A 25,247-nucleotide genomic window follows, 5' to 3' on the forward strand; every position below is an offset into this window, starting at 1 on the left:
CTCACCTCTCCTCCAGCAGCGGCACCATCGCCGCGCGCGGCCAGCAGGCGACGATCGGCTGGCCGATCTGCCGCTGTTGCCCTGCGGCGATCCACTGCGGATTGGCCTGGCTGACCAGCAGCTTTTCGCCGCCGTTCAGCGCGATTTCATACCGCGTGGCCGCGCCCTGGTAATGGATTTCCTGCAGCGTGCCCTGCACCTGGATCTCGTCCTGCGCCGCGCCGCCGTGCTCCAGCAGGCGGATATGTTCCGGCCGGATCGAGAAGGTTCGGCTTTCGCCAAGCAGGCGCTGCGCCAGCTCGCTGCGCACCACGTTGGAGGTGCCGACGAACTCGGCGACGAACGGCGTCTTCGGCCGCATGTAAAGTTCGCGCGGCGTATCCACCTGTTCGATGCGGCCGTTATTGAACACCGCCACCCGATCGGACATCGACAGCGCTTCGCTTTGATCGTGGGTGACGAAAATAAAGGTGATGCCCAGCTGACGCTGCAGCTTCTTCAGCTCGCCCTGCATCTGCTCGCGCAGCTTGAGATCCAGCGCGCCGAGCGGCTCGTCCAGCAGCAGCACCCGCGGCCGATTGACCAGCGCGCGCGCCAACGCCACGCGCTGACGCTGGCCGCCCGACAGGTGCGCCGGTTTACGTTCGGCAACGAAACCGAGCGCCACGCTCTCCAGCGCCTCTTGCGCCCGCGCCAGCCGCTCGCGTTTGGCGACGCCCTTCACCATCAGGCCGTAGGCGACGTTTTCCAGCACCGACATGTGCGGGAACAGCGCGTAATCCTGAAACACGGTGTTCACGTCGCGCTGGTACGGCGGCAGGTTGGCGGCTTCCTGACCGTGAATGCGAATCGAGCCGGAAGTCAGCTGTTCAAAGCCGGCGATCAGGCGCAGGCAGGTGGTTTTGCCCGAGCCGGACGGCCCGAGCATGGAGAAGAATTCCCCGTCCTGAATATCGATGGATACCCGATCCACGGCGCGAACATCGCCGAAAGTCCGCGAAACATCGATGAATTGCACGGCAATGGTCATTTTCTGTGCTCCATACGGATGTGATTCGGGCGCAGCGGGCTGCGCCCCGCGGCTTAGCGGCCGCCCATGATGGCGATGTAATCCTGGGTCCAGCGGCTGTACGGCACGAACTTGCCGCCCTGCGCCTGAGGCGTTTTCCAGAAGGCGATTTTGTCGAACTGATTGAAGCCGTTGGTTTCGCAGCCCTTCTCACCCAGCAGCGCACTGGCCTTGCAGCCCGCCGGCGAAGCCGGCACCGACCCGAACCAGGCCGCCACGTCACCCTGCACCTTCGGCTCCAGCGACCAGTTCATCCACTGGTAGGCGCAGCTCGGGTGTTTGGCGTCGCTGTGCAACATGGTGGTGTCCGCCCAGCCGGTCACGCCCTCTTTCGGGAACACGGTGGCGATCGGCTGCCCCTCGCCCTTCAGGGCGTTGGCCTGATACGGCCAGGCGCTGGAAGCCACCACGCCTTCGTTTTTAAAGTCGCTCATCTGCACCGAGGTATCGTGCCAGTAGCGGTGGATCAGCGCGTGCTGGCTGCGCAGCAGCTTCAGCGCCGCCTGATACTGTTCTTCGTTGAGCTGGTAAGGATCGCTGATGCCGAGCTGCGGTTGGGTGGCCTTCAGGAACAGCGCCGCGTCGGCGATGTAGATCGGGCCGTCGTAAGCCTGCACCCGCCCCTGGTTGCTCTTGCCGTCCGGCAGGTTCTGCTGCTGGAAGATCACCGCCCAGCTGTCCGGCGGCGTCGGGAAGGTTTTGGTGTTGTACATCAGCAGGTTCGGCCCCCACTGGTACGGCGTGCCGTAGGTTTTGCCGTCCACGGTATACCAGGCGCCGTTCAGCAGGCGCGGATCGATGTTCTTCCAGTTCGGGATCAGCGCGGTGTTGATCGGCTGTACCCGCTTGCCGAAGATCAGACGCAGCGAGGCGTCGCCGGAGGCGGTCACCAGATCGTAGCCGCCCTTGGCCATCAGGCTGACCATTTCATCGGAGGTGGCGGCGGTCTTCACGTTCACCGCACAGCCGGTTTGCTTCTCAAACTGGGTGACCCAGTCGTAGTTTTTGTCGGACTGGCCGCGTTCGATGTAGCCGGGCCAGGCGATGATGTCCAGCCGGCCTTCGCCTTTGCCCAGCGACTGCGGCAGATCGGCCGCCTGAGCCAGGCCGCACAGCACGGTGAGACAGAGCGCGGAGACGGTGGTGGTGACTGCGGTAGTTTTTCTCATCGTAATTACCCCTGTGTTGCGTATCTGTGTGCGGCAGGGAACGGCTGCCGCCCGATTTTGCTTTATAGAACCGCTAGAAGCTGGCTTTGAACTTCGCCATTACGTGCCTGACAACGCTGTAATCCTGCAGCGAATCGCTGGACAGATCCTTGCCGTAGCCGGAGCGTTTCAGGCCGCCGTGCGGCATTTCGCTCGCCAAGGTGAAATGGGTGTTGATCCAGGTGCTGCCGTACTGCAGATGGGCGGCGATGTGCAGCGCCCGATCGATATTTTGCGTCCACACCGACGAAGCCAGCCCATATTCCGAGTCGTTGGCCCACTCGACCGCCTGCGCCAGATGCTCGAAGCGCGTGACGCTGACCACCGGCCCAAACACCTCGCGCTGCACGATCTCGTCGCTTTGCAGGCAGCCCGCCAGCAGGGTCGGCTGATAGTAGAATCCCGGCCCGGAGTGCGCCGCGGCGCCGGTGATCAATTCGATATGCGGTTGGCTGAGCGCGCGCTCGACAAAGCTGGCGACGCGATCGCGCTGGCGGCTGCTTATCAGCGGGCCGATCTCGTTGTCCTGATCGCGCTTGCGGGCAAAGCGCAGGCTGGCGACCGCCTCGCCCAGCGCGTCCACCAGTTTGGGATAGATGCCGGCCTGCGCGTAGATGCGGCAGGCGGCGGTGCAGTCCTGGCCGGCGTTGTAATAGCCATAGGTGCGAATGCCGTTGACCACTTCGTCGAGATCGGCGTCGTCGCAGACGATCACCGGCGCTTTGCCCCCCAGCTCCAGATGAGTGCGCTTGACGCTTTTGGCCGCCGCCTGAAGAATTTTTTGCCCGGTGACGATATCGCCGGTGACCGACACCAGCCGCACCTGCGGGTGCCCCACCAGCTGGCTGCCGACCCCTTCCCCGCCGCCGTAGACGATGTTCAGCACGCCCGGCGGCAGGATCTCCTGCAGCGCCGGCACCAGCGCCAGAATAGTCAGCGGCGTGTGCTCGGACGGTTTGAATACCACGGTATTGCCCGCCGCCAACGCCGGCGCGATCTTCCACGCCGCCATCATCAGCGGATAGTTCCAGGGGGCGATCGAGGCGACTACGCCGATGGGATCGCGACGGATCATCGAGGTGTGGCCCGGCACATACTCACCGGCCAGCTGCCCTTGTTGAGTGCGCACCGCGCCGGCGAAGAAGCGGAACACGTCGACCGCCGCCGGCAGATCGTCGTTCAGCGCCTGATGCAGCGGCTTGCCGCAGTTGAGGGCCTCCAGTTGCGCCAGCTGCGGCGCCTGCCGCTCGATGGCATCGGCGATGCGCAGCAACAGCGTGGCGCGCTGGGCCGGCGTAGTGCGCGACCAATGGCCGAACGCCTGCTGCGCGGCTTTTACCGCGCTGCCGACCTGCGCCGAAGAGGCTTCGGTCAGGGCGATCAGCGTCTCGCCGTTGGCCGGATTGACGATGCATTCCTGCTGGCCTTCGCCGTCGATAAGCTGACCGTTAATGAACTGCTGACAGGACAAACCTGAGAGAACCTGCACATCCGCCATCGCCTGACGCCCCTAAGTGACAAAAACGTTAACCAAATGTGAATAAGTTAGTTTTAATCAGCCTAAGCGAGCCTCTGGCGGGCAACAAATTCTAAATACTGAACGCCGCGTTCGATTAAATCGAATGCTTAAGCCCGGCGGCGTGTTTGCTGCCGTTCTCGCGCGCGATGGTGAGGAACGGCGTCACCAGCTCCGGCCGCGCGCTGCCGCGCCGCCATGCCAGCCCGATATCCAGCGGCTCCAGCAGATCGTCCAGCTTGCGCGCCTCGATCATATTGCCCTCCAGCGACCAGGCGCGGTACGCCATGTCCGGCTGGATAGAGACTCCCATCCCCGCCGCCACCAGGCTGCGCACCGCCTCGGTCGAGGCGGTCTTCATGGCGATCTCCGGCTTCAGCCCGGCGCGTGCCCAGATGCGCCGCGCGTGCACGTCCATTTCATCGGCGTTGAGCTGGATCAGCGGCTGTTTGGCCACGTCCGCCAGGCTGATGCTCTCGTGCTCCAGCAGCGGGTGCAGCGGCGGCAGCCACAGGCGGTACGGCGAGTGCATCAGCACCTCGGTCTGCAGCGCGTCGCGGTCCTCGATGTTCGACAAGATCAGCACGCCGATGTCGATCTCGCCGCTGACCAGCAGATGCTCGATGTACGGGCGTTCGTCTTCAACCACCTGCACGGTGACATTGGGATAAGCCGATTTAAAGCGCGTGAGCAGTTCCACCAGGAAGTAGCCGGCCACCAGGCTGGTGACGCCGATGGTCAGCTTGCCGGTCAGGCTTTCTGTGCCGATCTGCAGGCTGCGCTTGGCATTGTCCACCGTCGCCAGGATCAGATACGACTGACGCAAAAACTGATGCCCCTGATGGGTCAGCGTCATGCCCTTGGCGTGGCGATCGAACAGCCGCACGCCGATCTCGGTTTCCAGCTGCTGGATAGCGAGCGTCAGCGAAGACTGGGAGACAAACACCGCCTGGGCGCCGGCGGAGATCGACCCGGTTTCCGCCACGGCGATGAAGTGGCGGATTTGGCGTAACGTCATCATGGGGAATGATTCCTCAAGCAAAAACATTGCGTTGAGTGTAGACGCCGGCCGTAAAGCGATCGGGAAAAGTATCAAAAACGCGATAGCGTTCGCTTTTTTAGAATGCCGACAGGCAAAAATGAGGAGAACAATGAGGCGAAGAAGTGCGATGTGCGGGGGACAGAAATGACAAGGGCGCAGCAAGCTGCGCCCTGATGGCCGAGGACCCTTGTGAGGATCAGATCGCTTCTTCGTCCTGCTCGCCGGTACGGATGCGCACCACGCGCGCCACGTCGAAGACGAAGATCTTGCCGTCGCCGATCTTGCCGGTCTGCGCCGTCTGCATGATGGTTTCTACGCAGGTGTCGACGATGTCGTCGGCAACCACGATCTCTATCTTCACCTTCGGCAGAAAGTCGACCATGTACTCGGCGCCGCGGTACAGCTCGGTGTGGCCCTTCTGGCGGCCGAAGCCTTTGACTTCGGTGACCGTCATGCCGGTGATGCCCACTTCGGCCAGTGCTTCGCGGACGTCATCCAGTTTGAACGGCTTGATAATCGCGTCGATCTTTTTCATCTTCTTTCCTTATTACCAATTTTTGCGGCCAAAACCGGATGTGATGGGATAACGGCGGTCTTTGCCGAAGTTACGGGCGGTGATGCGCGGCCCGACGGCGGCCTGACGCCGCTTGTATTCGTTGATGTCCACCAGGCGGATCACCTTGCGCACGATCGCTTCGTCGAAGCCTTCGGCCACCAGATCGGCGACCGACTTGTCGCGCTCAACGTAGCCTTCCAGGATCGCATCCAGGATATCGTACGGCGGCAGGCTGTCCTGATCGACCTGATCCGGCGCCAGCTCGGCGGACGGCGGACGATCGATTACCCGCTGCGGGATCACGTAGGAGACGGTGTTGCGGTATTCGGACAGCTTGAACACCAGCGTTTTCGGTACGTCCTTCAGCACATCGAAACCGCCGGCCATATCGCCGTACAGCGTAGCGTAACCGACCGCCATTTCGCTCTTGTTGCCGGTAGTCAGCACGATGCTGCGGCGTTTGTTGGACAGCGCCATCAGCACCACCCCGCGGCAACGCGCCTGCAGGTTCTCTTCGGTGGTGTCGCGCTCGGTGCCGGCGAACATCGGCGACAGCTGGCCCATAAAGGCATCGAACATCGGCTCGATGGACACGATATCGAACTCCACGCCGAGGATTTCCGCCTCTTCCTTGGCGTCGGCGATGCTGATGTCCGCGGTATAGCGGAACGGCATCATCAGCGCCTGCACCTTGTCTTTACCTAACGCATCCACGGCGATCGCCAGCGTCAGCGCCGAGTCGATGCCGCCGGACAGCCCCAGCACCGCGCCTTTGAAACCGTTCTTGGTCACGTAGTCACGCACCGCCAGCACCAGCGCCTGATACACCTGCGCCAGCTGCGGCAGTTCGGCGGCCGGATCGGCCATCGGCACCACGTCCAGCTCGTTGAATTCCAGGCGAGTGATCTGCTCGTCGAAGGCCGCCAGACGGTGGGTCATGCTGCCGGCGGCGTCGAAGACCTTGGAGCAGCCGTCGAAGATCAGCTCATCCTGGCCGCCGACCTGGTTGAGGTACACCAGCGGCAGCTGGGTGCGCTGGCAGTGGCCGGCCATCAGCGTTTTGCGGATATACGGTTTTTCGCGATTATACGGCGAGGCGTTGATCGACAGGATAATCTCCGCGCCGGCGGCCTTGGCGGCGTCGATCGGCTCCGGGAACCACAGATCTTCGCAAATCAGCAGCCCCAGACGGTAGCCTTTCAGTTCCACCACGCAGGTGTCGTTGCCGGCGTGAAAATAGCGCTTCTCATCAAACACGCCGTAGTTCGGCAACTGCTGCTTGAAGTAGCGGGTCAGCAGACGGCCTTCGGCGAACAGCGACAGCGCGTTGTACAACTTGTCGCCTTCGCGCCACGGGTGGCCGACCAGGATCGCCGTCTCGGCTGAAGCCTGCTGCAGGCGCAGCAGCTGCGCATCACAGCGCTGATAGAAATCATTGCGGTACAGCAGGTCTTCCGGCGGGTAGCCGGACAGCGCCAGTTCGGTGAACATGACCAGATCGGCTCCCGCCTTCTGCTGCTCCTGCACGATTTGCAACATGCGTTCGGTGTTGCCTTCAATGTCGCCGACCAGCAGGTTCAGCTGGGCCAGGGCGATGGAAAGTGATCTGCTCATTTGTGTACGATCCCGCTTAATACGTTCCATGGTGCTCTACGCCGGGGCGCGCCGCGGCAAAGAGAACGGAGTGTAAATCATTCCGCCGGATTTGTTGAGAACCTGCGTGGCAGGCACCGGCGGAAATCTGTCATTCTTTGAAATCGTTGGCGTCCAGCTCGTGGCGCGACAGCAATTTGTAAAACTCGGTGCGGTTGCGGCCCGCCATGCGCGCGGCCTGGGTCACGTTGCCCTTGGTGATCTGCAGCAGTTTGCGCAGATAGTGCAACTCAAACTGGTTGCGCGCTTCGGCGAAAGTCGGCAGCGCGGTGTTTTCCCCTTCCAGCGCCTGTTCCACCAGCGCTTCGCTGATCACCGGCGCCGAGGTCAGCGCCACGCACTGCTCGATGACGTTGACCAACTGACGCACATTGCCCGGCCAGCTGGCGGTCATCAGCCGCTTCATGGCGTCGGTCGAGAAACTGCGCACGAACGGCTTGTGCCGCTGAGCCGCTTCGCGCAACAGGTGATTGGCCAGCAGCGGAATGTCTTCGGCGCGCTCGTTGAGCGCCGGGATCTTCAGGTTCACCACGTTGAGGCGGTAGTAAAGGTCTTCGCGGAACTCGTTCTTCGCCATCGCCTTTTGCAGATCGCGGTGGGTGGCGGAGATGATGCGCACGTCAATGTCCAGATCGCGGTTGCTGCCCAGCGGCCGCACCTTGCGTTCCTGCAGCACGCGCAGCAGCTTCACCTGCAGCGACAGCGGCATGTCGCCTATCTCATCGAGGAACAGCGTGCCGCCCGCCGCCGCCTGGAACAGCCCTTCGCGGCTGCTGACCGCGCCGGTGAAAGCGCCCTTGGCGTGGCCGAACAGTTCGGATTCCAGCAGTTGCTCCGGCAACGCGCCGCAGTTGATGGCGATGAACGCCTTGCCGGCGCGCGGGCTGGCGGCGTGGATCGCCTGCGCCAACACCTCTTTACCGGTGCCGCTCTGGCCGTTGATCAATACGCTGACGTCGGACTGGGCCACCATTTTCACCTGCTCCAGCAGGCGCAGCATCAACGGGCTGCGGGTGACGATGTCTTCGCGCCAGGCGTCGTCACCCGCGGGGGAGGCCGACAGCGACAGCGCCTCGTCGATGGCCTTATAGAGCGCATCGCGATCCACCGGCTTGGTGAGGAAGCTGAACACCCCCTGCTGGGTGGCGGCCACCGCATCGGGAATCGAACCGTGCGCGGTAAGAATGATCACCGGCATGCCCGGCTGATGCTTTTGGATTTCGGCGAACAGCGCCATGCCGTCCATCTCATCCATGCGCAGATCGCTGATCACCAGATCGATCTGTTCGCGCGCCAACAGGCGCAGCGCTTCCTGGCCGCTTTCGGCGGTGGTGACGTGAAAACCTTCGCTGGTCAGGCGCATGCCCAGCAGCTTCAGTAGGCTGGGATCGTCGTCAACCAATAACAGGTTGGCCGGTTTGCGAGCGGTCATTGCGCGTGGGACTCCTTATTGGCGGGATGCGGCGTATAGGTGTCTTCCGGTTCAACCGGCAGCGCGGTGCCTTTTTCCGGTTCGTCCTGCGTTTCAGCGCCTTTGGCGGCCGCGCCGCTTTTACCGGCGGCTTCGCCCTTCTGCTGGCCCGCGCCGTTTTCCGGGATTTCCCCTTGCAGCTGCTTGCGCGATGAGAGCTGGCGCTCGATATCGGTCAGGTTTTCCAGCTTGCGCGAGGTGTCCTGCAGCTGCGACTGCAGGCGCGCCTGATTCTGGCGCAGCGAATCGATCTGGCTGTCGCTGCTCTCCTGCAGATGCTGATAGCGCGCTTTCTCATCGAACAACGTGATCTGCAGCATCTGCTGCTGGCGCCACAGCTGCGTCAACGGACGCAGCGAACCGGGGAACTCCATCCGGTAACTGTTGATCCTGTCGAGCATCTGGCGACGTTCACCGGAGGTCGGCTGTGCGCTCCCCAGCAGGATGCTCTGTTTGAAAACGCCGGACCAGCTGTCGCCCGGCACCGTTTTCGCCAGCGCACGCGCCTGGGTCGAGCCGATGCGATCGGCGCAGTCCATCGCGCGCAGCCAGTAGAGCGCGTTATCCAGCGCGTCCTTGTCGTCCAATTGCCACAGGGTATCGCAAGCCGCGGTGCGGTAATCGATCACCTTGGTATCCGGGATCGCCTCTTGCTGCTGAGCGCTCAATCCGCCGCTGACGGCGCGATCGACGCAGCCCGCCAGCAACAGCGGCATAAAGAAAACGGCGCCCAGCCAGCTGATCGGGCGTTTGCCGAGCGGCGCTCTGTGCGTGGCACGCGGTGAACGTTCGGTCTGTGAAAGACGAAGGCGTTTAGACCATGTGTACATTATTTATTCATTCTCGGCGGTTAACGGCAGTTCAATGCGGAAGCAGACGTCTGCACCGGCGACCGTCGCCAGTTGCAGCTCACCGCGCATGCGACGGATACAGTCCTGAGCGATGCTCAACCCCAGTCCGCTTCCTTTTACCGCCCCTTTTCGCTGGTGACTACCCTGGAAAAAAGGCTCGAAAATCATGGCTCTTTCAGCCTCGGGGATCGGCGTGCCGGTATTGGCGACGTCGATTTGCACCCGTTGTCCAACCTGACGGCTGCGGATCCAAATGTTACCGGATTCCTTGCCGTAGTGCACCGCATTGGAGTAGAGATTATCCAGCACGCGCATTAATAGCGTAGGCTCTGCCCAGCAGATTTCCGCTTCCAGTGCGATTTCGGTGGAAATCATCTTCGCCCGCGCCGGTAAACTGTGCGCGGCGACCACCAAATCGACCATCTCGCGCAGCTCGACGTTCTCGTGCTCCGCCGGGCCATCGGCCAGTTTGCGGTTGTAATCCAGCAGTTGTTCAATCAGCTGCTGCAGGTGGCGGCTGCTGTTGTCGAGGATCGCCACCACCTCTTTCTGGTCGGAAGTCAGCGGCCCCGCCACCTCGTCGGCCAGCAGTTCGGTGCCTTCGCGCATGCTGGCCAACGGCGTTTTCAATTCGTGCGAGATATGGCGCAGGAACTCGTGGCGCTGCGACTCCAGCCACGCCAGCCGTTCGCTCAGCCAGATGATGCGCTGCGCCAGCGAACGCAGCTCGCGCGGCCCTTTGAACGATGCGGTGCTGCCCAACGCACGCCCTTCCCCCAGGCGATTGATCATCCGCTCCACGGCCTTGACCGGCCCGATGATCATGCGGGTGAACAGCACCACCAGCAGCACGCTGACCAGGAACAGCAGCAGCGCCTGCCAGCCGAAGAACTGGCCGCGCTCGGCGATGGCCTGCTGCAGCTGCTGGCCGCGCGAGAACACCACCGCGCGCGTGGCCTGCACCATTTCGGCATTGGAGCGCGAGAACGACTCGAGCAAAGCGGAGGCTTCTTGATCAGGCCCGCTGTTATGGCACTTGATCGCCGCCAGCTGGGTCAGCAACTGACGCAACGTTTGGTAGTAGCGCTCGTCCGGCAAGATCGGCGCGTGGGCGTCCAGCATCTGCGAATACTGCTTGCGCTGATTTTGGTACAGCTTCTGCAGCGTGGGCTCAACCAGCACGCAGTACTGACGATAGCTGCGCTCCATCTCCAGCGCCACGCTGGTCATCGCCTCGCTGCGCCGCGCGTCCACCAGCGTGGTGCGGTTGATGTCCGCCGCCTGCGCGCTCAGGTGATCCAGACTCTGGTAGGCCTGATAGGCCAGCACCAACAGCGGCAGCAGCACCAACAGGAACGCCAGCAGCACCAATTGCCGCAGCGAACGTGGGAATAAACGCCATTTTTTCAACGAAATCATCTCATTCTCTCAGGCCTGTCACGATGCTAACTGACTCGCCGGAAAGAGAAAAGCCCGGCAAGGGAGAATCCTGAACGCAAAAGGAAAAAGCCGCGGGATCGGTGAAACGTGCGCAGAAGCGCACCGACGACACGCGGCAGCAATACGGTAAACGGGAACGAAAGCGATACGGTTTGGACAACGTCTGTGTTCGCGGGCATAGGCAACGAAACAGGAGTAAGCGCAGCGTTGAGAATTGACGCCGGGGCAATAAACTTGCCCCGCCGCAAGGAAAGTGTGGATGCCCTTGAACCTCGTCCCCAGGGTGATGTAGCGCAGCGGCTGGCATCGAACAGGACGAATAGCATCCGTAAGTATCCAGGATTGATGAACCCTTCATCACAGTTGGATACAGGCGGTGCCTCACTCCACGTGTCGCCCGATGCTTGATAAAGCCGCTTGCGCGGTCTGTTATCGGTTTGGTTGGACGATAGGCACCATTTCTTTGGCATCATTCGGAGGCTTATGAGGCGATGTGCCGTTTAATTACGGCGCCGTCATAAAAAGGTGAATGAGCAACCGCAGAGAATAATGCACGTTACGTGCCAACTTTGCAAACAAATTAATAACCAATTGATTTTAATAAAAAATAAATAAAATCCTGTAGTTTGATTCACCGATTCCGCGCCGGCCAGTGATGAAATAAACGCCGCTCTGTCGCCAAACGCCGACAACTAAAGTCAAACCTGTTTACCGATAATAAAATCAATGGGTTAAATGTCTCCATTTAGCGACAAGCAAACCAGCGCTTGTCGCAAAATGCAGACACTGCCGCCAGTCGGCGAACGCCGACCATAAAAAAGGGCGCAATTGCTTGCGCCCTCTGTACGGTGGTGGCCGTTTTTAGCCCAGCTGCTTACGGGCGTTGCGGAACATGCGCATCCACGGGCTGTCCTCGCCCCACTCTTCCGGGTGCCAGGAGTTGCTGACCGTGCGGAACACGCGTTCCGGGTGCGGCATCATCACCGTGGCACGTCCGTTGGCGCTGGTCACGGCGGTAATGCCGTTCGGCGAACCGTTCGGGTTAGCCGGGTAAGCTTCCGTCACTTGACCGGCGTTGTTGACGAAACGCAGCGCCACCAAACCGTGGCTTTCCAGCGCCGCCAGATGCGCCGCATCGCGCACTTCGACATGCCCTTCGCCATGGGAAACGGCGATCGGCATGCGCGAGCCGGTCATGCCCTGCATGAACAGCGACGGGCTGGCCGCCACTTCCACCAGGCTGAAGCGCGCCTCGAAGCGATCCGACAGGTTGCGCACGAAGCGCGGCCAGTGTTCGGCGCCCGGGATCAGCTCACGCAGGTTGGACATCATCTGGCAGCCGTTGCACACGCCCAGCGCCAGCGTCTGCGGACGGTGGAAGAACGCCTCGAACTCGTCGCGCACCCGCTCGTTGAACAGGATAGACTTCGCCCAGCCTTCGCCGGCGCCCAGAACGTCGCCGTAGGAGAAGCCGCCGCAGGCCACCAGCGTGTGGAAGTCCTGCAGATCGCGGCGCCCGGCCAGCAGATCGCTCATGTGCACGTCCACGGCGTCAAAGCCGGCGCGGTGGAACGCCGCCGCCATTTCAACGTGGGAGTTCACCCCCTGCTCGCGCAGCACCGCCACTTTCGGGCGAGCGCCCTTGGCGATGTACGGCGCGGCGATGTCTTCCTCGGGGGCGAAGGTCAGCTTCACGTTCAGGCCGGGATCTTGTTCATCCTGCTTGGCCTGATGTTCCTGATCGGCGCACGCCGGGTTGTCGCGCAGACGCTGCATCTGCCAGGTCGTTTCCGCCCACCAGATGCGCAGGGTATTGCGGCTTTCGCTGTACAACGCTTTGCCGTGCTGATTGATGACGAAACGATCGCCGGCCTGTACGCTGCCGATGTGATGCACGTTGTCGGTCAGACCGTGCTGCGCGAACGCCCGCTTCACGTCGTCGAGACGTTCGGCGCTCACCTGGATCACCGCGCCCAGCTCTTCGTTGAACAGCACCGCCAGCGCATCGTCGTCGAGGCCATCGAGGTTAACCTCTACGCCGCAGTGACCGGCGAAGGCCATCTCCGCCAGCGTCACCAGCAGGCCGCCGTCAGCGCGGTCGTGATAAGCCAGCAGCGCGCGATCGGCCACCAGCTGCTGCATGGCGTTGAAGAAGCCCGCCAGCTGCGCGACATCGCGCACATCGGCCGGTTTGTCGCCCAGTTGGCGATAAACCTGCGCCAGCGCGGTAGCACCCAGTGCGTTATGGCCGTTGCCCAGGTCGATCAACAGCAGCGCGCTGTCGCCCTTATCGGTGCGCAATTGCGGCGTCACGGTGTGGCGCACGTCTTCCACGCGGGCGAAGGCGGTGATGACCAGCGACAGCGGCGAGGTCATTTCACGCTGTTCATTGCCCTCCTGCCAGCGGGTTTTCATCGACATGGAGTCTTTGCCCACCGGAATGGTGATGCCCAGCGCCGGGCACAGCTCTTCGCCCACCGCTTTCACCGCTTCGTACAGGCCGGCGTCTTCACCCGGGTGGCCCGCGGCGGCCATCCAGTTGGCGGACAGCTTCACGCGCTTCAGGCTGCCGATTTCCGTGGCGGCCAGGTTGGTCAGCGCTTCCCCGACCGCCAGGCGGCCGGAGGCGGCGAAGTCCAGCAGCGCCACCGGCGCGCGTTCGCCGAGCGACATCGCTTCGCCATAATAGCTGTCCAGACTGGCGGTGGTGACCGCGCAGTCGGCCACCGGGATCTGCCACGGGCCGACCATTTGGTCGCGCGCCACCATGCCGGTAACGGTGCGGTCGCCGATGGTGATCAGGAAGGTTTTCTCCGCCACGGCCGGCAGATGCAGCACGCGCTTCACCGCGTCGGCCAGCGTGATGTTCTCACGCTGTACCGCCTGGCCCTGCGCCTGCAGACGGGTCACGTCGCGGGTCATCTTCGGCGTCTTGCCGAGCAGCACGTCCAGCGGCATGTCGATCGGCTGATTGTCGAAGTGACGATCGTTCAACGTTAGATGTTGCTCTTCGGTCGCTTCGCCGATCACCGCGTAAGGCGCGCGCTCGCGGCGGCAGATCTCGTCGAACTGCGCCATCTGCGCCGGGGCGATCGCCATCACGTAACGTTCCTGCGATTCGTTGCACCATACTTCCAGCGGGCTCATGCCCGGCTCGTCGTTGAGGATGTCGCGCAGTTCGAAACGGCCGCCGCGGCCGCCGTCGCTCACCAGCTCCGGCATCGCGTTGGACAGGCCGCCGGCGCCGACGTCATGGATAAACAGGATCGGGTTCTGGTCGCCCAGCTGCCAGCAGCGGTCGATCACTTCCTGACAGCGGCGTTCCATTTCCGGGTTGTCGCGCTGCACCGACGCGAAGTCCAGATCGGCATCGGACTGGCCGGACGCCATCGATGACGCCGCGCCGCCGCCCAGACCGATATTCATCGCCGGGCCGCCCAGCACCACCAGCTTGGCGCCGACGGTGATTTCCCCTTTCTGCACGTGATCGGCGCGGATGTTGCCGATGCCGCCCGCCAGCATGATAGGTTTGTGGTAGCCGCGCAGCTCGACGCCGTTATGGCTGTTGACGCGCTCTTCATAGGTGCGGAAGTAGCCCAGCAGCGCCGGGCGACCGAATTCGTTGTTGAACGCCGCGCCGCCCAGCGGGCCTTCGGTCATGATGTCCAGCGCGGTGACGATGCGTTCCGGCTTGCCGAAGTCCTGCTCCCACGGCTGTTCAAAGCCGGGAATCCGCAGGTTGGATACCGAGAACCCCACCAGGCCGGCCTTCGGCTTGGCGCCGCGGCCGGTGGCGCCTTCGTCGCGGATCTCGCCGCCGGAGCCGGTCGCGGCGCCCGGCCACGGCGAGATCGCCGTCGGGTGGTTGTGGGTTTCCACCTTCATCAGGATGTGCACGTCTTCCTGATGGTAATCGTACGTGCCGTTCTCCGGCGCGGCGAAGAAGCGGCCGACCTGCGAGCCTTCCATCACCGCGGCGTTGTCTTTATACGCCGACAGCACATAGTCCGGCGTCTGCTCATAGGTGTTCTTGATCATTTTGAACAGCGACTTGGGCTGCTGTTCGCCGTCGATGATCCAGTCGGCGTTGAAAATCTTGTGGCGGCAGTGCTCAGAGTTGGCCTGCGCAAACATATAGAGTTCGATATCCGTCGGGTTGCGCCCCAAACCGGTAAAGGCATTCAGCAGGTAATCGATCTCATCCTGCGCCAGCGCCAGGCCGAGCCGGACGTTGGCCTGCTCCAGCGCGGCGCGCCCTGCGCCCAGCACGTCGACCGACTGATACGGCGCCGGCTGATGGTGCGCGAACAGCTGTTCAGCCTGTTGCAGCTCGCTGAAGACGGTTTCCATCATGCGATCGTGCAGCAGCGCAGCGAGCTGGTGCCACTGGGCTTCCGTCAGCTCGGGCGCCTTGACGTAGAACGCCAGACCGCGCTCCAGCCGCAGCACCTGTTGCAAACCGCAGTTGTGGGCGATGTCGGTGGCTTTGGAAGACCAGGGGGAAATGGTGCCCGGACGCGGCGTGACCAGCAGCAGGCGGCCTGCGGGGGCGTGTTCGGCGAGAGAAGGACCGTACTTGAGCAAGCGCTGAAGTTTGGCGTGTTCTTCGGCACTTAGCGGTGCGCTAACATCGGCAAAGTGGACGTACTCGGCGTAGATATCACTGACGGGCAGGTGGGCGTCCTGGCAGCGGGACAGCAGTTTGGTAATGCGAAAAGCCGATAAAGCGGGCGAACCACGCAGAATTTCCATAATCAAAGTTCTCTCGTCTTCGAAGCGACGGATAAGACGCTTCATTGGGCGCAACAGGGGAAAACGCGCGTCATTATAGAGAATCCTCGCCGCCGACGAAACCGTTTGCGTAGGGATTATTGATAAAAGCGCGCCGCACCGTCGAATTGTCATAACGTGTCAATAAAGTTGCACACTGGCGTTTTGTTGCGCAAAATGCCCCCCGCACTGGTGATTTAACCATGAGAAAAGTCGCGGTTGTCGTCGCCGGCGTACCTGTGCCATCACTGGATAACTATTTGAAACGTCTTAAAATAAACTACATCCTCATCGGCGTTGTCACTCTGCTTCTGGCTCTCGCGCTGTGGCCCAATATCACCTGGCGCAGCGGCCAGGGCGGGCAACTCCAGGAGATCATTTCCCGCGGCGAGTTGCGTATCAGCACGCTGAATTCACCGCTGACCTATTTCAACACCAAGCAAGGGCCGGGTGGGCTCGACTACGAACTGGCCAAGCGCTTCGCCAACTACCTCGGGGTAAAACTGGTGGTGATCCCCCATCAGAACATCAATGACCTGTTCGACGATCTGGACGACGACGACGCCGACCTGCTGGCGGCGGGCCTTATTTACAACCAGGAGCGCCTCAGCCGCGCGCGCACCGGCCCCGCCTACTACTCCGTTTCCCAACAGCTGGTGTACCGGCTGGGCACCCCGCGGCCGAAAAGTTTCGCCGACATCAAAGGCAAGCTGGCGGTCGCCTCCGGTTCCGCGCACGTCAGCACGCTAAAGCAGCTCAAACAGGATAAATACCCGGACCTCGCCTGGGAGTCCTCCAGCGATCTCACCTCCAAAGAACTGCTGGAGCGGGTTGCCGACGGCAAGCTGGACTATACCCTCGGCGATTCGGTGACCATCGCGCTGCTGCAGCGCATCCATCCACAGCTGGCGGTGGCGTTCGACGTCACCGACGAAGAGCCGGTCACCTGGTACCTCAAACGCGACGGCGACGACAGCCTGTACGCGGCGATGCTGGATTTCTACAGCCAAATGGTGGACGACGGCACCCTGGCGCGGCTGGAAGAGAAATACCTCGGCCACGTCGGCAGCTTCGACTACGTGGATACCAAAACCTTCCTGTCGGCCATCGACTCGGTGCTGCACAACTTCCGCCCGCTGTTCGAGAAGCATGCCAACGAGATCGACTGGAAGCTGCTGGCGGCCATCGCCTATCAGGAATCGCACTGGAATCCGCAAGCCACCTCCCCCACCGGCGTGCGCGGCCTGATGATGCTGACCCGCGCCACCGCCGACGGCCTGGGGGTCAACGATCGCCTCGATCCGGAAGAGAGCATTCAGGGCGGCGCCCTGTACCTGCAGCGGCTGATGGCCAAGGTGCCGGACAGCGTGCCGGAAGACGAGCGCATCTGGTTCTCGCTGGCGGCCTACAACATGGGCTGGGGCCATATGCTGGACGCGCGCAAGCTGACCAAAACGCAAAAAGGCAACCCGGACAGCTGGGTCGACGTCAAACAGCGTCTGCCGATGCTCAGCCAAAAGCGCTACTACCCGCAGCTGACCTATGGCTATGCGCGCGGGCGTGAAGCCTACAATTATGTAGAAAACATCCGCCGCTACCAGGTCAGCCTGGTGGGTTATCTGCAGGAAAAAGAGAGAAAGGCGGCGCAAGCGGCCGCCGAGCAGGAAGCGTTGGGAAAAGGCTATCCGACGGTGATGCCGGAACTGGCGCTCAACTACTGATTATTCCGGCTTATCCGCCGCCCGCTGCGCCAGCTTGAGCGCTTTTTTCTGTTCGCGGCGCAGGCGGAAGAAATTGCTCAGGGTGGCGGCGCATTCGTCCGCCAGCACGCCCGAGACGATCTCCACCTGATGATTCATGCCCGGATGGCGCAAAATGTCCACCAGCGAACCGGCCGCGCCGGTTTTCTCGTCGGCGGCGCCGTACACCAGCCGGCGGATGCGGCTGTGCACCATCGCGCCGGCGCACATCACGCAGGGTTCCAGCGTGACGTACAGCGTGGCGTTCAACAAGCGGTAGTTTTGCAGCACCGCGCCGCCCTGGCGCAGCGCCATGATCTCGGCGTGCGCAGTAGGATCGTGCCGGCCGATCGGCCGGTTCCAGCCCTCGCCGATGACCTGATTGTCCAGCACCAGCAGCGCACCCACCGGCACCTCGCCCTCTTCCTGCGCGCGCAGGGCCAGCTGCAATGCCTGACGCATCCAGTACTCATCGTTATATTCAGTCATCGCATAATTCCTCGTGCGCTTTTGCGGCGGGCATTATACACACTAGCCTCCCTTTGTCGTAGCCGCGCGCCAATGGCTATACTGGCCACATCAGCGTGTGATTCAGGGACAAGAAACATGAAACTCAGTAAAAAGAACGCCGTCGTGGTGCGCAAGGCGCTGGACGGCTGGGTTGGGGAAGGCGCCTTGACCCCCGAGCAACAACAGCAACTGCTGCTGCATGTGGACGTGCAGCCTTTCGACTGGCGACGGCTGGCGCGCTATGCGTTTCTCGCCGCGCTGGCCTCGTTGCTGATCGCCGTCACCAGCCTGTTCGCCGACAGCGCACTGCTTGAATGGCTGAGCGAACTGTTCCGCTTTGACGCGCCGGTGCGCATGGCGATCGCCGGCGTACTGGCGGCGATCGCCTATGTTTGGGCGCTGCGTCGTCGTCAACGCCATCCGGAAAAATGCTACGGCAATGAGGCGGCGCTGTTTGTCGCCGTGTTGCTCACCGCCTGCGCCTTATGGCAACTGGGCGTCTGGCTGGATAACGGCAGCGGGCGGGTTTCCGTGCTGCTGCTGGTCGCCGCGCTGCTGTACGGCGCGATCGGCTGGCTCAGCCGCTCCGGGCTGGTATGGTGGTTCGCCCTGCTGTCGCTCGGCAATGCCTTCGGCGCCGAGACCGGCTACCTGTCCGGCTGGGGCGCCTACTGGCTCGGCATGAGCTACCCGATTCGCTTTATCGCCTTCGGCGGGGTGCTGATCGCCGCCGCATTGCTGCTGCGGCCGCTCTTGGCGCAGCGCGGCCTGCAGCGGGTGTCGCTGGCGATGGGCCTGCTGTACCTGTTCATCGCGCTGTGGCTGCTGTCCATCTTCGGCAACTACGGCGATCTCGACAGCTGGTACCGCGCGCGCCAGATTGAGCTGTTCCACTGGAGCCTGCTGTTCGGGCTGGCCGCCCTCGCCGCCATCTGGCTGGGGTTGAAGCATGACGACGCCATGCTGCGCGGTTTCGGGCTGACCTTCCTCGGCATCAACCTCTATACCCGCCTGTTCGAGTTTTTCTGGGACAGCATGCCGAAGACAATTTTCTTCGCGCTGCTCGGCCTGAGCCTGTGGGCGTTGGGGCATTATGCGGAGAAGATTTGGCAGCTCGGGCGCAAACCACACGACGTAACCGACGACTGATCGCGGCAGCGGTAACCGCAAAGGGCGGAATTCTCCGCCCTTTGTTTATTCCAGCTGCTGCAGCTCGCCCTGCTTGCTCACCCGCCAACGGTGCTCGCAAAAAAACAGCAGCGGGTTATCCTGCTTGCTGTCGCTGTAACCGCTGTACAGCTTCAGCGGCGCGCCGAGCCGTTGCTCCAGCTGCACCACTTTTTGCACGCCCAGACAGCGCAAGGTCAGCACCCAGCCGCCATAGCGACGCGCGATGCGGCTGCCGACCAACCGCACCCGCGGCAGAAACGCCGAATCCCGATACACCTGCGCCACCAGTTGCTCCGGCGAGCCGGTAATCAGCCACACCTCGGCATCGTGCTCATCCAGATACTGCCGCAAGCGCATTTGCACCACCGGAAACGCAGTGACCTTCTGGCGGAAAACCTCAATGAACTGCCGCTCCAGCGCCTTCAGCGTCGCTTCGGTACGCCCGAAGGTGATAGCCCACAGCAACAGGCTCATCGGCCAGCGCGCGGCGCGCCCCAGCAGCAACAGCGCCAGACCAATCAATGGCAACAGCGGTATCACCAGCAGCAGATTCAGCGGTAAACGGCGCAGCAGGAAACGCAAGAAACTGCCGAACATATCTTCCTGATGCAGAGTGCCGTCCAGATCGAAAAAGACCACGCGGCGCCCTGCTGCGGCCGACGGTTGCTGCTTGTCGTTCAAACGCTACTCCTCGGGATCGTTGAACCCCATCATCCAGGTGAAGAGAAAACCGGCGATAATCGTAATCAGCATCCCCGCCAGATACAACATCACCTTACCTGAGACGATGGTCAACGCCAAAGGCAGCCCCGAAATGCCAAAGGTAATCACCGTCGCCACTTTCCAGTAGCTGATCAGCGCGCCGCCTACCGCACCGCCGAGGCAGGCGCCGATAAACGGCCGGCCCAGCGGCAGCGTCACCCCGAAGATCAGCGGCTCGCCGATGCCGAGAATGCCGACCGGCAACGCCCCTTTGATCACCTTCTTCAGCCGCGCGTTGCGGGTTTTCAACAGCACCGCCAGCGCCGCCCCCACCTGACCGACGCCGGCCATCGCCAGGATCGGCAACAGCGGGTTGGAACCGTGCGCCTGCACCAGCTCGACGTGGATCGGCACCAGCCCCTGGTGCAAGCCGGACAGCACCAGCGGCAGGAACAGCCCGGAGAGCAGCGCCCCGACAAGCAGCCCGCCCTTGTCGATCGCCAAATTGGCGCCGTGGGCGATGGCATCGGAAATGGCGCCGCCGATCGGCTGCAGGATCAGGATCGCCAACGAGGCGGTCACCAGCGTGGTCAGCAGCGGATTGAGGATCAGTTCGACCGACTCCGGCAGTAGCGTGCGCAGGCGTTTCTCCACCCAGCACATCAACGCCACCACCAGCAGCACGGCGATCACCCCGCCGCGCCCCGGCTGCAGCGCCTCGCCGAACAGGGTGATCTGCGCCAGCGCCGGACTGGAAAGAATGCCGGCCATCACGCCGCCCATCGCCTGTGAGCCGCCGAATACCCGCGCGGCGTTCACCCCGACCAGAATGTTCATGATGGCGAACACCGCGCTGCCGAAGATCGCCAGCAGCCCCAGCGCGTTCGGGTAGTCCAACGCCAACTGTCCGGCGATGTCGGGCCGCTTCAGCAGGTTGATGATGCCGGTGATCAGCCCCGAGGCGATAAACGCCGGGATCAGCGGAATAAAAACGTCGGCCAGCTTTTTCAGCGCGCCGCTCATCGGCGCAGCGTATTTTTGCTTGGCCTGCGCCTTGGTGCGGGCAGCGTCACCAACGGCGGGCTGCGCGCTGCCGCTCAGCAAGGCGCGCATGGCGTCCACCACCTTGGCGGCGGCGCCCGGGCCGACGATAAACTGATGCTGTTCACCCTGCTTGATATAGCCCTTCACCCCCGGCAGCTGCTTGAGGGCCGACAGATCCAGACGCTGTTCGTCGCTGACCTCGACGCGCACCCGCGTCATGCAGTTCTCCAGTTTGAGGATATTGCCCTCGCCCCCCACGCCCGCCAGGATCTGTGTTGCCAATGCCGTTGTCTTGTCCATCGCCGCCCCCACCGTGAATTAACGCGCCAACGCCGCGCGCAGGTAGCCGTCGTGCCGCTGCAGCCGCTGCTGCGCCTCATCGGCGCTGACGCCGGCTAAAATCATCAGGATCGCCGGTTTGACCTCAAAGCCGGTCTGCGCCAGCGCCGCTTCCGCCTGAGCGCGTTCGGCGCCGGTGGCTTCCACCACGATGCGGCAGGCGCGATCCACCAGTTTAAAGTTGGTGGCCTTCACGTCCACCATCAGGTTCTGGTAGACCTTGCCCAGCTTGACCATCGCGCCGGTCGACAGCATGTTGAGCACCAGCTTCTGCGCGGTGCCGGATTTCAGGCGCGTCGAACCGGTCAGGGCTTCCGGCCCCACCACCGGCGAGATCGCCACCTGCGCTTCGTGCGCGATCGGCGAATCCGGGTTGCAGGAGATGGCCGCCGTCGGGCAACCCAGCCCGCGCGCATAGCGCAGCGCGCCGATCACGTAGGGCGTGCGCCCGGAGGCCGCCAGCCCCACTACCATATCGACGGCGGTGAGATTCAGCGCCCGGAGATCGGCTTCGCCCAGGGCTGCGTCATCTTCCGCCCCTTCCACCGCTTTGAGCAGCGCGCCCGGTCCGCCGGCGATCAGCCCCACCACCACACCGTGCGGCACGCCGAAAGTCGGCGGGCACTCGGAGGCATCCAGCACGCCCAGGCGGCCGCTGGTGCCGGCGCCCAAATAAATCAGCCGCCCGCCGGCCTTCAGCGCCGCCGCCGCCAGGTCGACCGCCTGCGCGATCGCCGGCAGCACCTTTTCAATCGCCTCCGGCACCTTGCGATCTTCCTGGTTAAAGCAGCGGACCATGTCCAGCGTCGACATCTCATCCAGCCCCATGGTGGCCGGGTTGCGGGTTTCCGATACCAGTGCGCCTAAGTTCATCTGTTCACCTTTGAATTTTTAATTCACAAAATTAAATCAATACTTGAATATTTTATTCAACAAAGCGAGCGTTATTTGCTATTTTAACGACGAGCTCACAAAAATTTTCACCGCGCGTTTTCGCCGCCTGCATGGCAAAATGACCGCTGGTTTCCTGGGAAAGATCAATGAGTACCCTTCTGCGCATTCGCCAGATGTATCCAACACTGGCGCAAAACGACCGCAAGCTGGCGGATTTTTTGCTGAACAACGCCGAACAGGCGCGCCATCTCAGCTCGCAAAAGCTGGCTCAGTTGGCCGGCGTTAGCCAGTCGAGCGTGGTGAAGTTCGCCCAAAAGCTGGGCTATAAAGGTTTCCCGGCGCTGAAGCTGGCGCTGAGCGAGACGCTGGCCCAGCCGCAGGCCGAACCGGTAGTGACCGTTCATAACCACATTCTCAGCAGCGACACGCTGAAAACCGTCGGTGAAAAGCTGTTGGCGGAAAAGCAGGCGGCGCTGCGCGCGACGCTGGACATCAACAGCGAAGAACGGCTGCATCAGGCGCTGGACATGCTGCGCCAGGCGCGCCGGGTGATGCTGATCGGCATCGGCGCCTCCGGGCTGGTGGCCAAGGATTTTTCCTTCAAGCTGCTGAAAATCGGGGTGATGGCGGTGGCCGAAGCGGATATGCACGTTCAACTGGCGGCGGTGCAGGCGCTGGACAAACGCGATCTGCTGGTGGCGATCTCCTTCAGCGGCGAGCGGCGTGAAATCAATCTGGCGGCGGAAGAAGCGCGCCAGGCCGGCGCCAGGGTGCTGGCGCTGACCAGCTTCTCGCCCAACGGCCTGCAGCAACGCGCCGATCACTGCCTCTATACCATCGCCGAAGAGCCCCGCACCCGCAGCGCGGCCATCTCTTCCAGCACCGCCCAGTACGCTCTCACCGACCTGCTGTTTATGGCGCTGATCCAGCACGACCTCGATCATGCCCGCGACCGTATCAGGCACAGCGAGCAATTAATGAAAAAATTGGTTTAACCGGTATAATCGCCGTTGCGAAAAATACCCCTGTTAATAATGAGAGATACGCCATGGCCCTGCTAATCACACGCAAATGCATCAACTGCGACATGTGCGAGCCGGAATGCCCGAACCAGGCGATTTCGATGGGCGATGAGATCTACCAAATCGATACCGACCGCTGCACCGAGTGCGTTGGCCATTACGATACGCCAACCTGTCAGCAGGTCTGCCCCATCGACAACACCATCATTACCGATCCGCAGCATCGCGAGACTAATGAGCAGCTGTGGGATAAGTTTGTGGTGTTGCACCACGCCGATCGCATTTAACCCGCCGCAGGACTGACAAGGGCGCCATAGGCGCCCTTTCTCTTTTCAGCTTTCGACGATCACCGTCGCGCAGGCGTAGCGCCGTTCATCGGCCAGCGAAACGTGGATCGCGGTGACCCCCATCTCCCCCGCCAGCTCGGCGGCGCGGCCGTGCAAACGAATATTCGGTTTGCCCAACGCATCGTTGAACACCTCGAACTGGTTGAACGCCAGACCGTTGCGAATGCCGGTGCCGAACGCCTTGGCGGCGGCCTCTTTCACGGCGAAACGCTTGGCCAGAAAGCGAATCGGCTGCTGGTGCTGCTGGTACAGCGCCCACTCGGCATCGCTCAGCACCCGGCGCGCCAGACGATCGCCGCTGCGCTCCACCACCGCTTCGATACGCGCCATCTCGACGATGTCGGTACCCAGCCCGAGCACCGCCATTACCGGCGCGCTTCCCGCATCAGCACTTTCATGTCGGCAACCGCGGCCGGCAGCCCGCACATGACCGCCTGGCCGATAATCGCATGGCCGATGTTCAGCTCGTGCATTTCCGGCAGCGCGGCGATCGGCTGCACGTTGTGATAGGTCAGGCCGTGACCGGCGTTGACCTTCAGCCCCTTCTCGGCCGCGTAGGCGGCGGCGACCGCGATGCGGCGCAGCTCGGCCTGTACCGCCAGCTCGCCCTGCGCTTCGGCGTAGGCGCCGGTGTGGATTTCGATATAGGGGGCGCCCACCGCCACCGCCGCGTCGATTTGGCGATGATCGGGATCGATGAACAGCGAGACCAGAATGCCCGCCTGCGCCAGGCGCTCAACCGCCACGCTCATTTTGTCCAACTGGCCGGCGACGTCCAGGCCGCCTTCGGTAGTCACTTCTTCGCGCTTTTCCGGCACCAGGCAGCAGAAATGCGGCTTCAGCTCCACGGCGATGTCCAGCATCTCGTCGGTCACCGCCATCTCCAGATTCATGCGCGTCTGGATGGTCTGGCGCAGCAAACGCACGTCGCGATCGGTGATGTGGCGGCGGTCTTCGCGCAGATGCACGGTAATGCCGTCAGCCCCCGCCTGTTCGGCAATGAATGCCGCCTGAACCGGATCCGGATATTGGGTTCCGCGCGCGTTACGTAACGTGGCGATGTGATCGATATTGACGCCCAGCAGTAAATCAGCCATGACAACCTCTAAATACGATTTTCAGTGCCAGCAGTTTACACGTGGGCGCAGAACGGCAAAAGGGGAAAAGGTCAGGCGTCGTCGACCGGCGTATTCGGCTGTTTGCGCACGAATTGGCGAAACAGTTCGCGGCTCTTCAACGGCTTGCCGCCGAGGTAGGGTTTCAGCGCCATGCGGGTGAAACGCTTGGCGGCACGCAGCGTTTCGGCATCGGGAAACTGCCGCTCCGCCAGCGCGCGCAGTTCGCGCCCGGTGAAGCTGTAGTGATCCACCACCAGGCTGGCGATAAAGCCTTTCTCTTCACGATAGCGGTAAGTCATGGCGTCATCCACCGGCAGGCCGCTGCCGGCGCAGTGCAGGAAATCGAGGCCGTAACCCAGGTGCTGCAACAAGGCCAGCTCGAACTGGCGCAGCGCCTGTTCCGGCGAGCTGTCTTCCGCCGCCAGCGCCTGCAGGCACTGCAGGTAGTCGAAGAACAGCACCGAGTAGTTGGTTTCCTGCTCCAGCACGCGCGCCAGCAGTTCGTTCACATACAAGCCGCTGTAAAGCATCATGCCGCTGAGGGGTAAACCGAGAGAGACCGCTTCGGCGTTGCGCAGCGTTTTCACTTCGCCGCGGCCGCCCCAGCGTACTAACAGGGGGGTAAAGGGCTGCAGGCAACCCTTCAGATTGGAGCGGCGGCTGCGCGCGCCTTTCGCCAGCAAGCGCACCCGCCCATGACCTTCGGTAAACAGATCCAGCATCAGACTGGTTTCACTGTACGGCCGCCCATGCAGGACGAAAGCGCGCTCCCAGCCGTCCACGGAT

The 25,247-nt window shown here is 62.5% G+C and carries 21 protein-coding genes; 4 read left to right on the forward strand and 17 right to left on the reverse strand.

Going from position 1 to position 25,247, the window contains the following annotated elements:
• Nucleotide 1 precedes the first annotated feature (1 nt).
• The 10 genes from J9788_RS19065 to purL form a co-directional block, all read right to left on the reverse strand.
• Complete coding sequence (locus J9788_RS19065) at nt 2-1,030, reverse strand: ABC transporter ATP-binding protein (protein WP_033644106.1); 1,029 nt, start codon at nt 1,028-1,030, stop codon at nt 2-4.
• 53 nt (nt 1,031-1,083) lie between these two features.
• Nucleotides 1,084-2,238 carry a putative ABC transporter substrate-binding protein YdcS gene (ydcS, locus tag J9788_RS19070; protein ID WP_025303928.1) on the reverse strand — a complete coding sequence of 385 codons (1,155 nt, stop codon included), beginning with the start codon at nt 2,236-2,238 and terminating at the stop codon, nt 1,084-1,086.
• Between the two features lie 73 nt (nt 2,239-2,311).
• Nucleotides 2,312-3,775 carry a gamma-aminobutyraldehyde dehydrogenase gene (locus J9788_RS19075; protein WP_042785220.1) on the reverse strand — a complete coding sequence of 488 codons (1,464 nt, stop codon included), beginning with the start codon at nt 3,773-3,775 and terminating at the stop codon, nt 2,312-2,314.
• Nucleotides 3,776-3,890: 115 nt separating this feature from the next.
• Nucleotides 3,891-4,814: a LysR substrate-binding domain-containing protein gene (locus J9788_RS19080; protein WP_015378793.1), complete on the reverse strand. Its 924-nt coding sequence runs from the start codon at nt 4,812-4,814 to the stop codon at nt 3,891-3,893.
• 217 nt (nt 4,815-5,031) lie between these two features.
• Entirely contained in the window at nt 5,032-5,370 is a 339-nt protein-coding gene (gene glnB / locus J9788_RS19085; protein ID WP_004847623.1) for a nitrogen regulatory protein P-II, read from the reverse strand.
• Nucleotides 5,371-5,382: 12 nt separating this feature from the next.
• Nucleotides 5,383-7,005, reverse strand: coding sequence for an NAD+ synthase (locus J9788_RS19090; RefSeq protein ID WP_182265541.1), 1,623 nt, complete (start codon nt 7,003-7,005; stop codon nt 5,383-5,385).
• Between the two features lie 130 nt (nt 7,006-7,135).
• Complete coding sequence (gene glrR / locus J9788_RS19095; RefSeq protein ID WP_033644111.1) at nt 7,136-8,476, reverse strand: two-component system response regulator GlrR; 1,341 nt, start codon at nt 8,474-8,476, stop codon at nt 7,136-7,138.
• A complete protein-coding gene (gene qseG / locus J9788_RS19100; protein ID WP_182265542.1) occupies nt 8,473-9,345 on the reverse strand; it encodes a two-component system QseEF-associated lipoprotein QseG in 873 nt (290 codons plus the stop codon). Before qseG ends, glrR begins: the two co-directional genes overlap by 4 nt.
• Before the next feature lie 3 nt (nt 9,346-9,348).
• The gene (locus tag J9788_RS19105; protein ID WP_046897768.1) at nt 9,349-10,785 is read right to left on the reverse strand and encodes a HAMP domain-containing sensor histidine kinase; all 1,437 of its coding nucleotides are present in this window, start codon (nt 10,783-10,785) and stop codon (nt 9,349-9,351) included.
• A gap of 882 nt (nt 10,786-11,667) precedes the next feature.
• Nucleotides 11,668-15,561 carry a phosphoribosylformylglycinamidine synthase gene (purL, locus tag J9788_RS19110; protein ID WP_182265590.1) on the reverse strand — a complete coding sequence of 1,298 codons (3,894 nt, stop codon included), beginning with the start codon at nt 15,559-15,561 and terminating at the stop codon, nt 11,668-11,670.
• A gap of 275 nt (nt 15,562-15,836) precedes the next feature.
• Between purL and mltF the strand changes: the two genes are divergently transcribed.
• On the forward strand, nt 15,837-17,297 hold the full coding sequence (mltF, locus tag J9788_RS19115) for a membrane-bound lytic murein transglycosylase MltF (RefSeq protein ID WP_182265591.1): 1,461 nt from the start codon (nt 15,837-15,839) through the stop codon (nt 17,295-17,297).
• Here mltF and tadA read toward each other — a convergent pair whose 3' ends face one another.
• A complete protein-coding gene (tadA, locus tag J9788_RS19120; RefSeq protein WP_033644114.1) occupies nt 17,298-17,804 on the reverse strand; it encodes a tRNA adenosine(34) deaminase TadA in 507 nt (168 codons plus the stop codon).
• A 117-nt stretch (nt 17,805-17,921) separates the two neighbouring features.
• Between tadA and J9788_RS19125 the strand changes: the two genes are divergently transcribed.
• Nucleotides 17,922-18,974, forward strand: a complete 1,053-nt coding sequence (locus J9788_RS19125) for a DUF2157 domain-containing protein (RefSeq protein ID WP_182265543.1) — start codon at nt 17,922-17,924, stop codon at nt 18,972-18,974.
• A gap of 45 nt (nt 18,975-19,019) precedes the next feature.
• Here J9788_RS19125 and yfhb read toward each other — a convergent pair whose 3' ends face one another.
• From yfhb to murQ, 3 genes are read right to left on the reverse strand one after another with little or no spacing between them, the layout of a single operon-like run.
• Nucleotides 19,020-19,676, reverse strand: coding sequence for a phosphatidylglycerophosphatase C (gene yfhb, locus J9788_RS19130; RefSeq protein ID WP_046897770.1), 657 nt, complete (start codon nt 19,674-19,676; stop codon nt 19,020-19,022).
• 3 nt (nt 19,677-19,679) lie between these two features.
• Nucleotides 19,680-21,041: a PTS transporter subunit EIIC gene (locus J9788_RS19135; RefSeq protein WP_182265544.1), complete on the reverse strand. Its 1,362-nt coding sequence runs from the start codon at nt 21,039-21,041 to the stop codon at nt 19,680-19,682.
• 18 nt (nt 21,042-21,059) lie between these two features.
• Entirely contained in the window at nt 21,060-21,953 is an 894-nt protein-coding gene (murQ, locus tag J9788_RS19140) for an N-acetylmuramic acid 6-phosphate etherase (RefSeq protein ID WP_046897771.1), read from the reverse strand.
• A gap of 167 nt (nt 21,954-22,120) precedes the next feature.
• On the opposite strand from murQ, the gene J9788_RS19145 reads away from it, so the two are divergent.
• Both J9788_RS19145 and J9788_RS19150 read left to right on the forward strand, forming a co-directional pair.
• Nucleotides 22,121-22,969, forward strand: coding sequence for a MurR/RpiR family transcriptional regulator (locus tag J9788_RS19145; protein ID WP_033644119.1), 849 nt, complete (start codon nt 22,121-22,123; stop codon nt 22,967-22,969).
• A 53-nt stretch (nt 22,970-23,022) separates the two neighbouring features.
• Nucleotides 23,023-23,283: a YfhL family 4Fe-4S dicluster ferredoxin gene (locus J9788_RS19150; RefSeq protein WP_033632309.1), complete on the forward strand. Its 261-nt coding sequence runs from the start codon at nt 23,023-23,025 to the stop codon at nt 23,281-23,283.
• A 45-nt stretch (nt 23,284-23,328) separates the two neighbouring features.
• On the opposite strand, the gene acpS is transcribed toward J9788_RS19150, so the two are convergent.
• The 3 genes from acpS to recO all read right to left on the reverse strand — a co-directional run bounded on the left by acpS (nt 23,329) and on the right by recO (nt 25,243).
• Complete coding sequence (acpS, locus tag J9788_RS19155; protein ID WP_004929169.1) at nt 23,329-23,709, reverse strand: holo-ACP synthase; 381 nt, start codon at nt 23,707-23,709, stop codon at nt 23,329-23,331.
• A complete protein-coding gene (gene pdxJ / locus J9788_RS19160) occupies nt 23,709-24,440 on the reverse strand; it encodes a pyridoxine 5'-phosphate synthase (RefSeq protein ID WP_046897772.1) in 732 nt (243 codons plus the stop codon). The genes acpS and pdxJ overlap by 1 nt, the downstream gene beginning before the upstream one ends.
• 71 nt (nt 24,441-24,511) lie before the next feature.
• Complete coding sequence (gene recO / locus J9788_RS19165; protein ID WP_015378804.1) at nt 24,512-25,243, reverse strand: DNA repair protein RecO; 732 nt, start codon at nt 25,241-25,243, stop codon at nt 24,512-24,514.
• Nucleotides 25,244-25,247 lie beyond the last annotated feature (4 nt).

Origin of the sequence: Serratia sp. X10, from assembly GCF_017811775.1 — a bacterium.
GTDB lineage: Bacteria > Pseudomonadota > Gammaproteobacteria > Enterobacterales > Enterobacteriaceae > Serratia > Serratia ureilytica.

What these genes read in the sequence shown, in the direction of transcription:
- J9788_RS19065 (WP_033644106.1), bottom strand. Translation starts at nt 1,030, where the DNA reads ATGACCATTGCCGTGCAATTCATCGATGTTTCGCGGACTTTCGGCGAT.
- ydcS (WP_025303928.1), bottom strand. Translation starts at nt 2,238, where the DNA reads ATGAGAAAAACTACCGCAGTCACCACCACCGTCTCCGCGCTCTGTCTC.
- J9788_RS19075 (WP_042785220.1), bottom strand. Translation starts at nt 3,775, where the DNA reads ATGGCGGATGTGCAGGTTCTCTCAGGTTTGTCCTGTCAGCAGTTCATT.
- J9788_RS19080 (WP_015378793.1), bottom strand. Translation starts at nt 4,814, where the DNA reads ATGATGACGTTACGCCAAATCCGCCACTTCATCGCCGTGGCGGAAACC.
- glnB (WP_004847623.1), bottom strand. Translation starts at nt 5,370, where the DNA reads ATGAAAAAGATCGACGCGATTATCAAGCCGTTCAAACTGGATGACGTC.
- J9788_RS19090 (WP_182265541.1), bottom strand. Translation starts at nt 7,005, where the DNA reads ATGAGCAGATCACTTTCCATCGCCCTGGCCCAGCTGAACCTGCTGGTC.
- glrR (WP_033644111.1), bottom strand. Translation starts at nt 8,476, where the DNA reads ATGACCGCTCGCAAACCGGCCAACCTGTTATTGGTTGACGACGATCCC.
- qseG (WP_182265542.1), bottom strand. Translation starts at nt 9,345, where the DNA reads ATGTACACATGGTCTAAACGCCTTCGTCTTTCACAGACCGAACGTTCA.
- J9788_RS19105 (WP_046897768.1), bottom strand. Translation starts at nt 10,785, where the DNA reads ATGATTTCGTTGAAAAAATGGCGTTTATTCCCACGTTCGCTGCGGCAA.
- tadA (WP_033644114.1), bottom strand. Translation starts at nt 17,804, where the DNA reads ATGACTGAATATAACGATGAGTACTGGATGCGTCAGGCATTGCAGCTG.
- J9788_RS19125 (WP_182265543.1), top strand. Translation starts at nt 17,922, where the DNA reads ATGAAACTCAGTAAAAAGAACGCCGTCGTGGTGCGCAAGGCGCTGGAC.
- J9788_RS19135 (WP_182265544.1), bottom strand. Translation starts at nt 21,041, where the DNA reads ATGGACAAGACAACGGCATTGGCAACACAGATCCTGGCGGGCGTGGGG.
- murQ (WP_046897771.1), bottom strand. Translation starts at nt 21,953, where the DNA reads ATGAACTTAGGCGCACTGGTATCGGAAACCCGCAACCCGGCCACCATG.
- J9788_RS19145 (WP_033644119.1), top strand. Translation starts at nt 22,121, where the DNA reads ATGAGTACCCTTCTGCGCATTCGCCAGATGTATCCAACACTGGCGCAA.
- J9788_RS19150 (WP_033632309.1), top strand. Translation starts at nt 23,023, where the DNA reads ATGGCCCTGCTAATCACACGCAAATGCATCAACTGCGACATGTGCGAG.
- acpS (WP_004929169.1), bottom strand. Translation starts at nt 23,709, where the DNA reads ATGGCGGTGCTCGGGCTGGGTACCGACATCGTCGAGATGGCGCGTATC.
- pdxJ (WP_046897772.1), bottom strand. Translation starts at nt 24,440, where the DNA reads ATGGCTGATTTACTGCTGGGCGTCAATATCGATCACATCGCCACGTTA.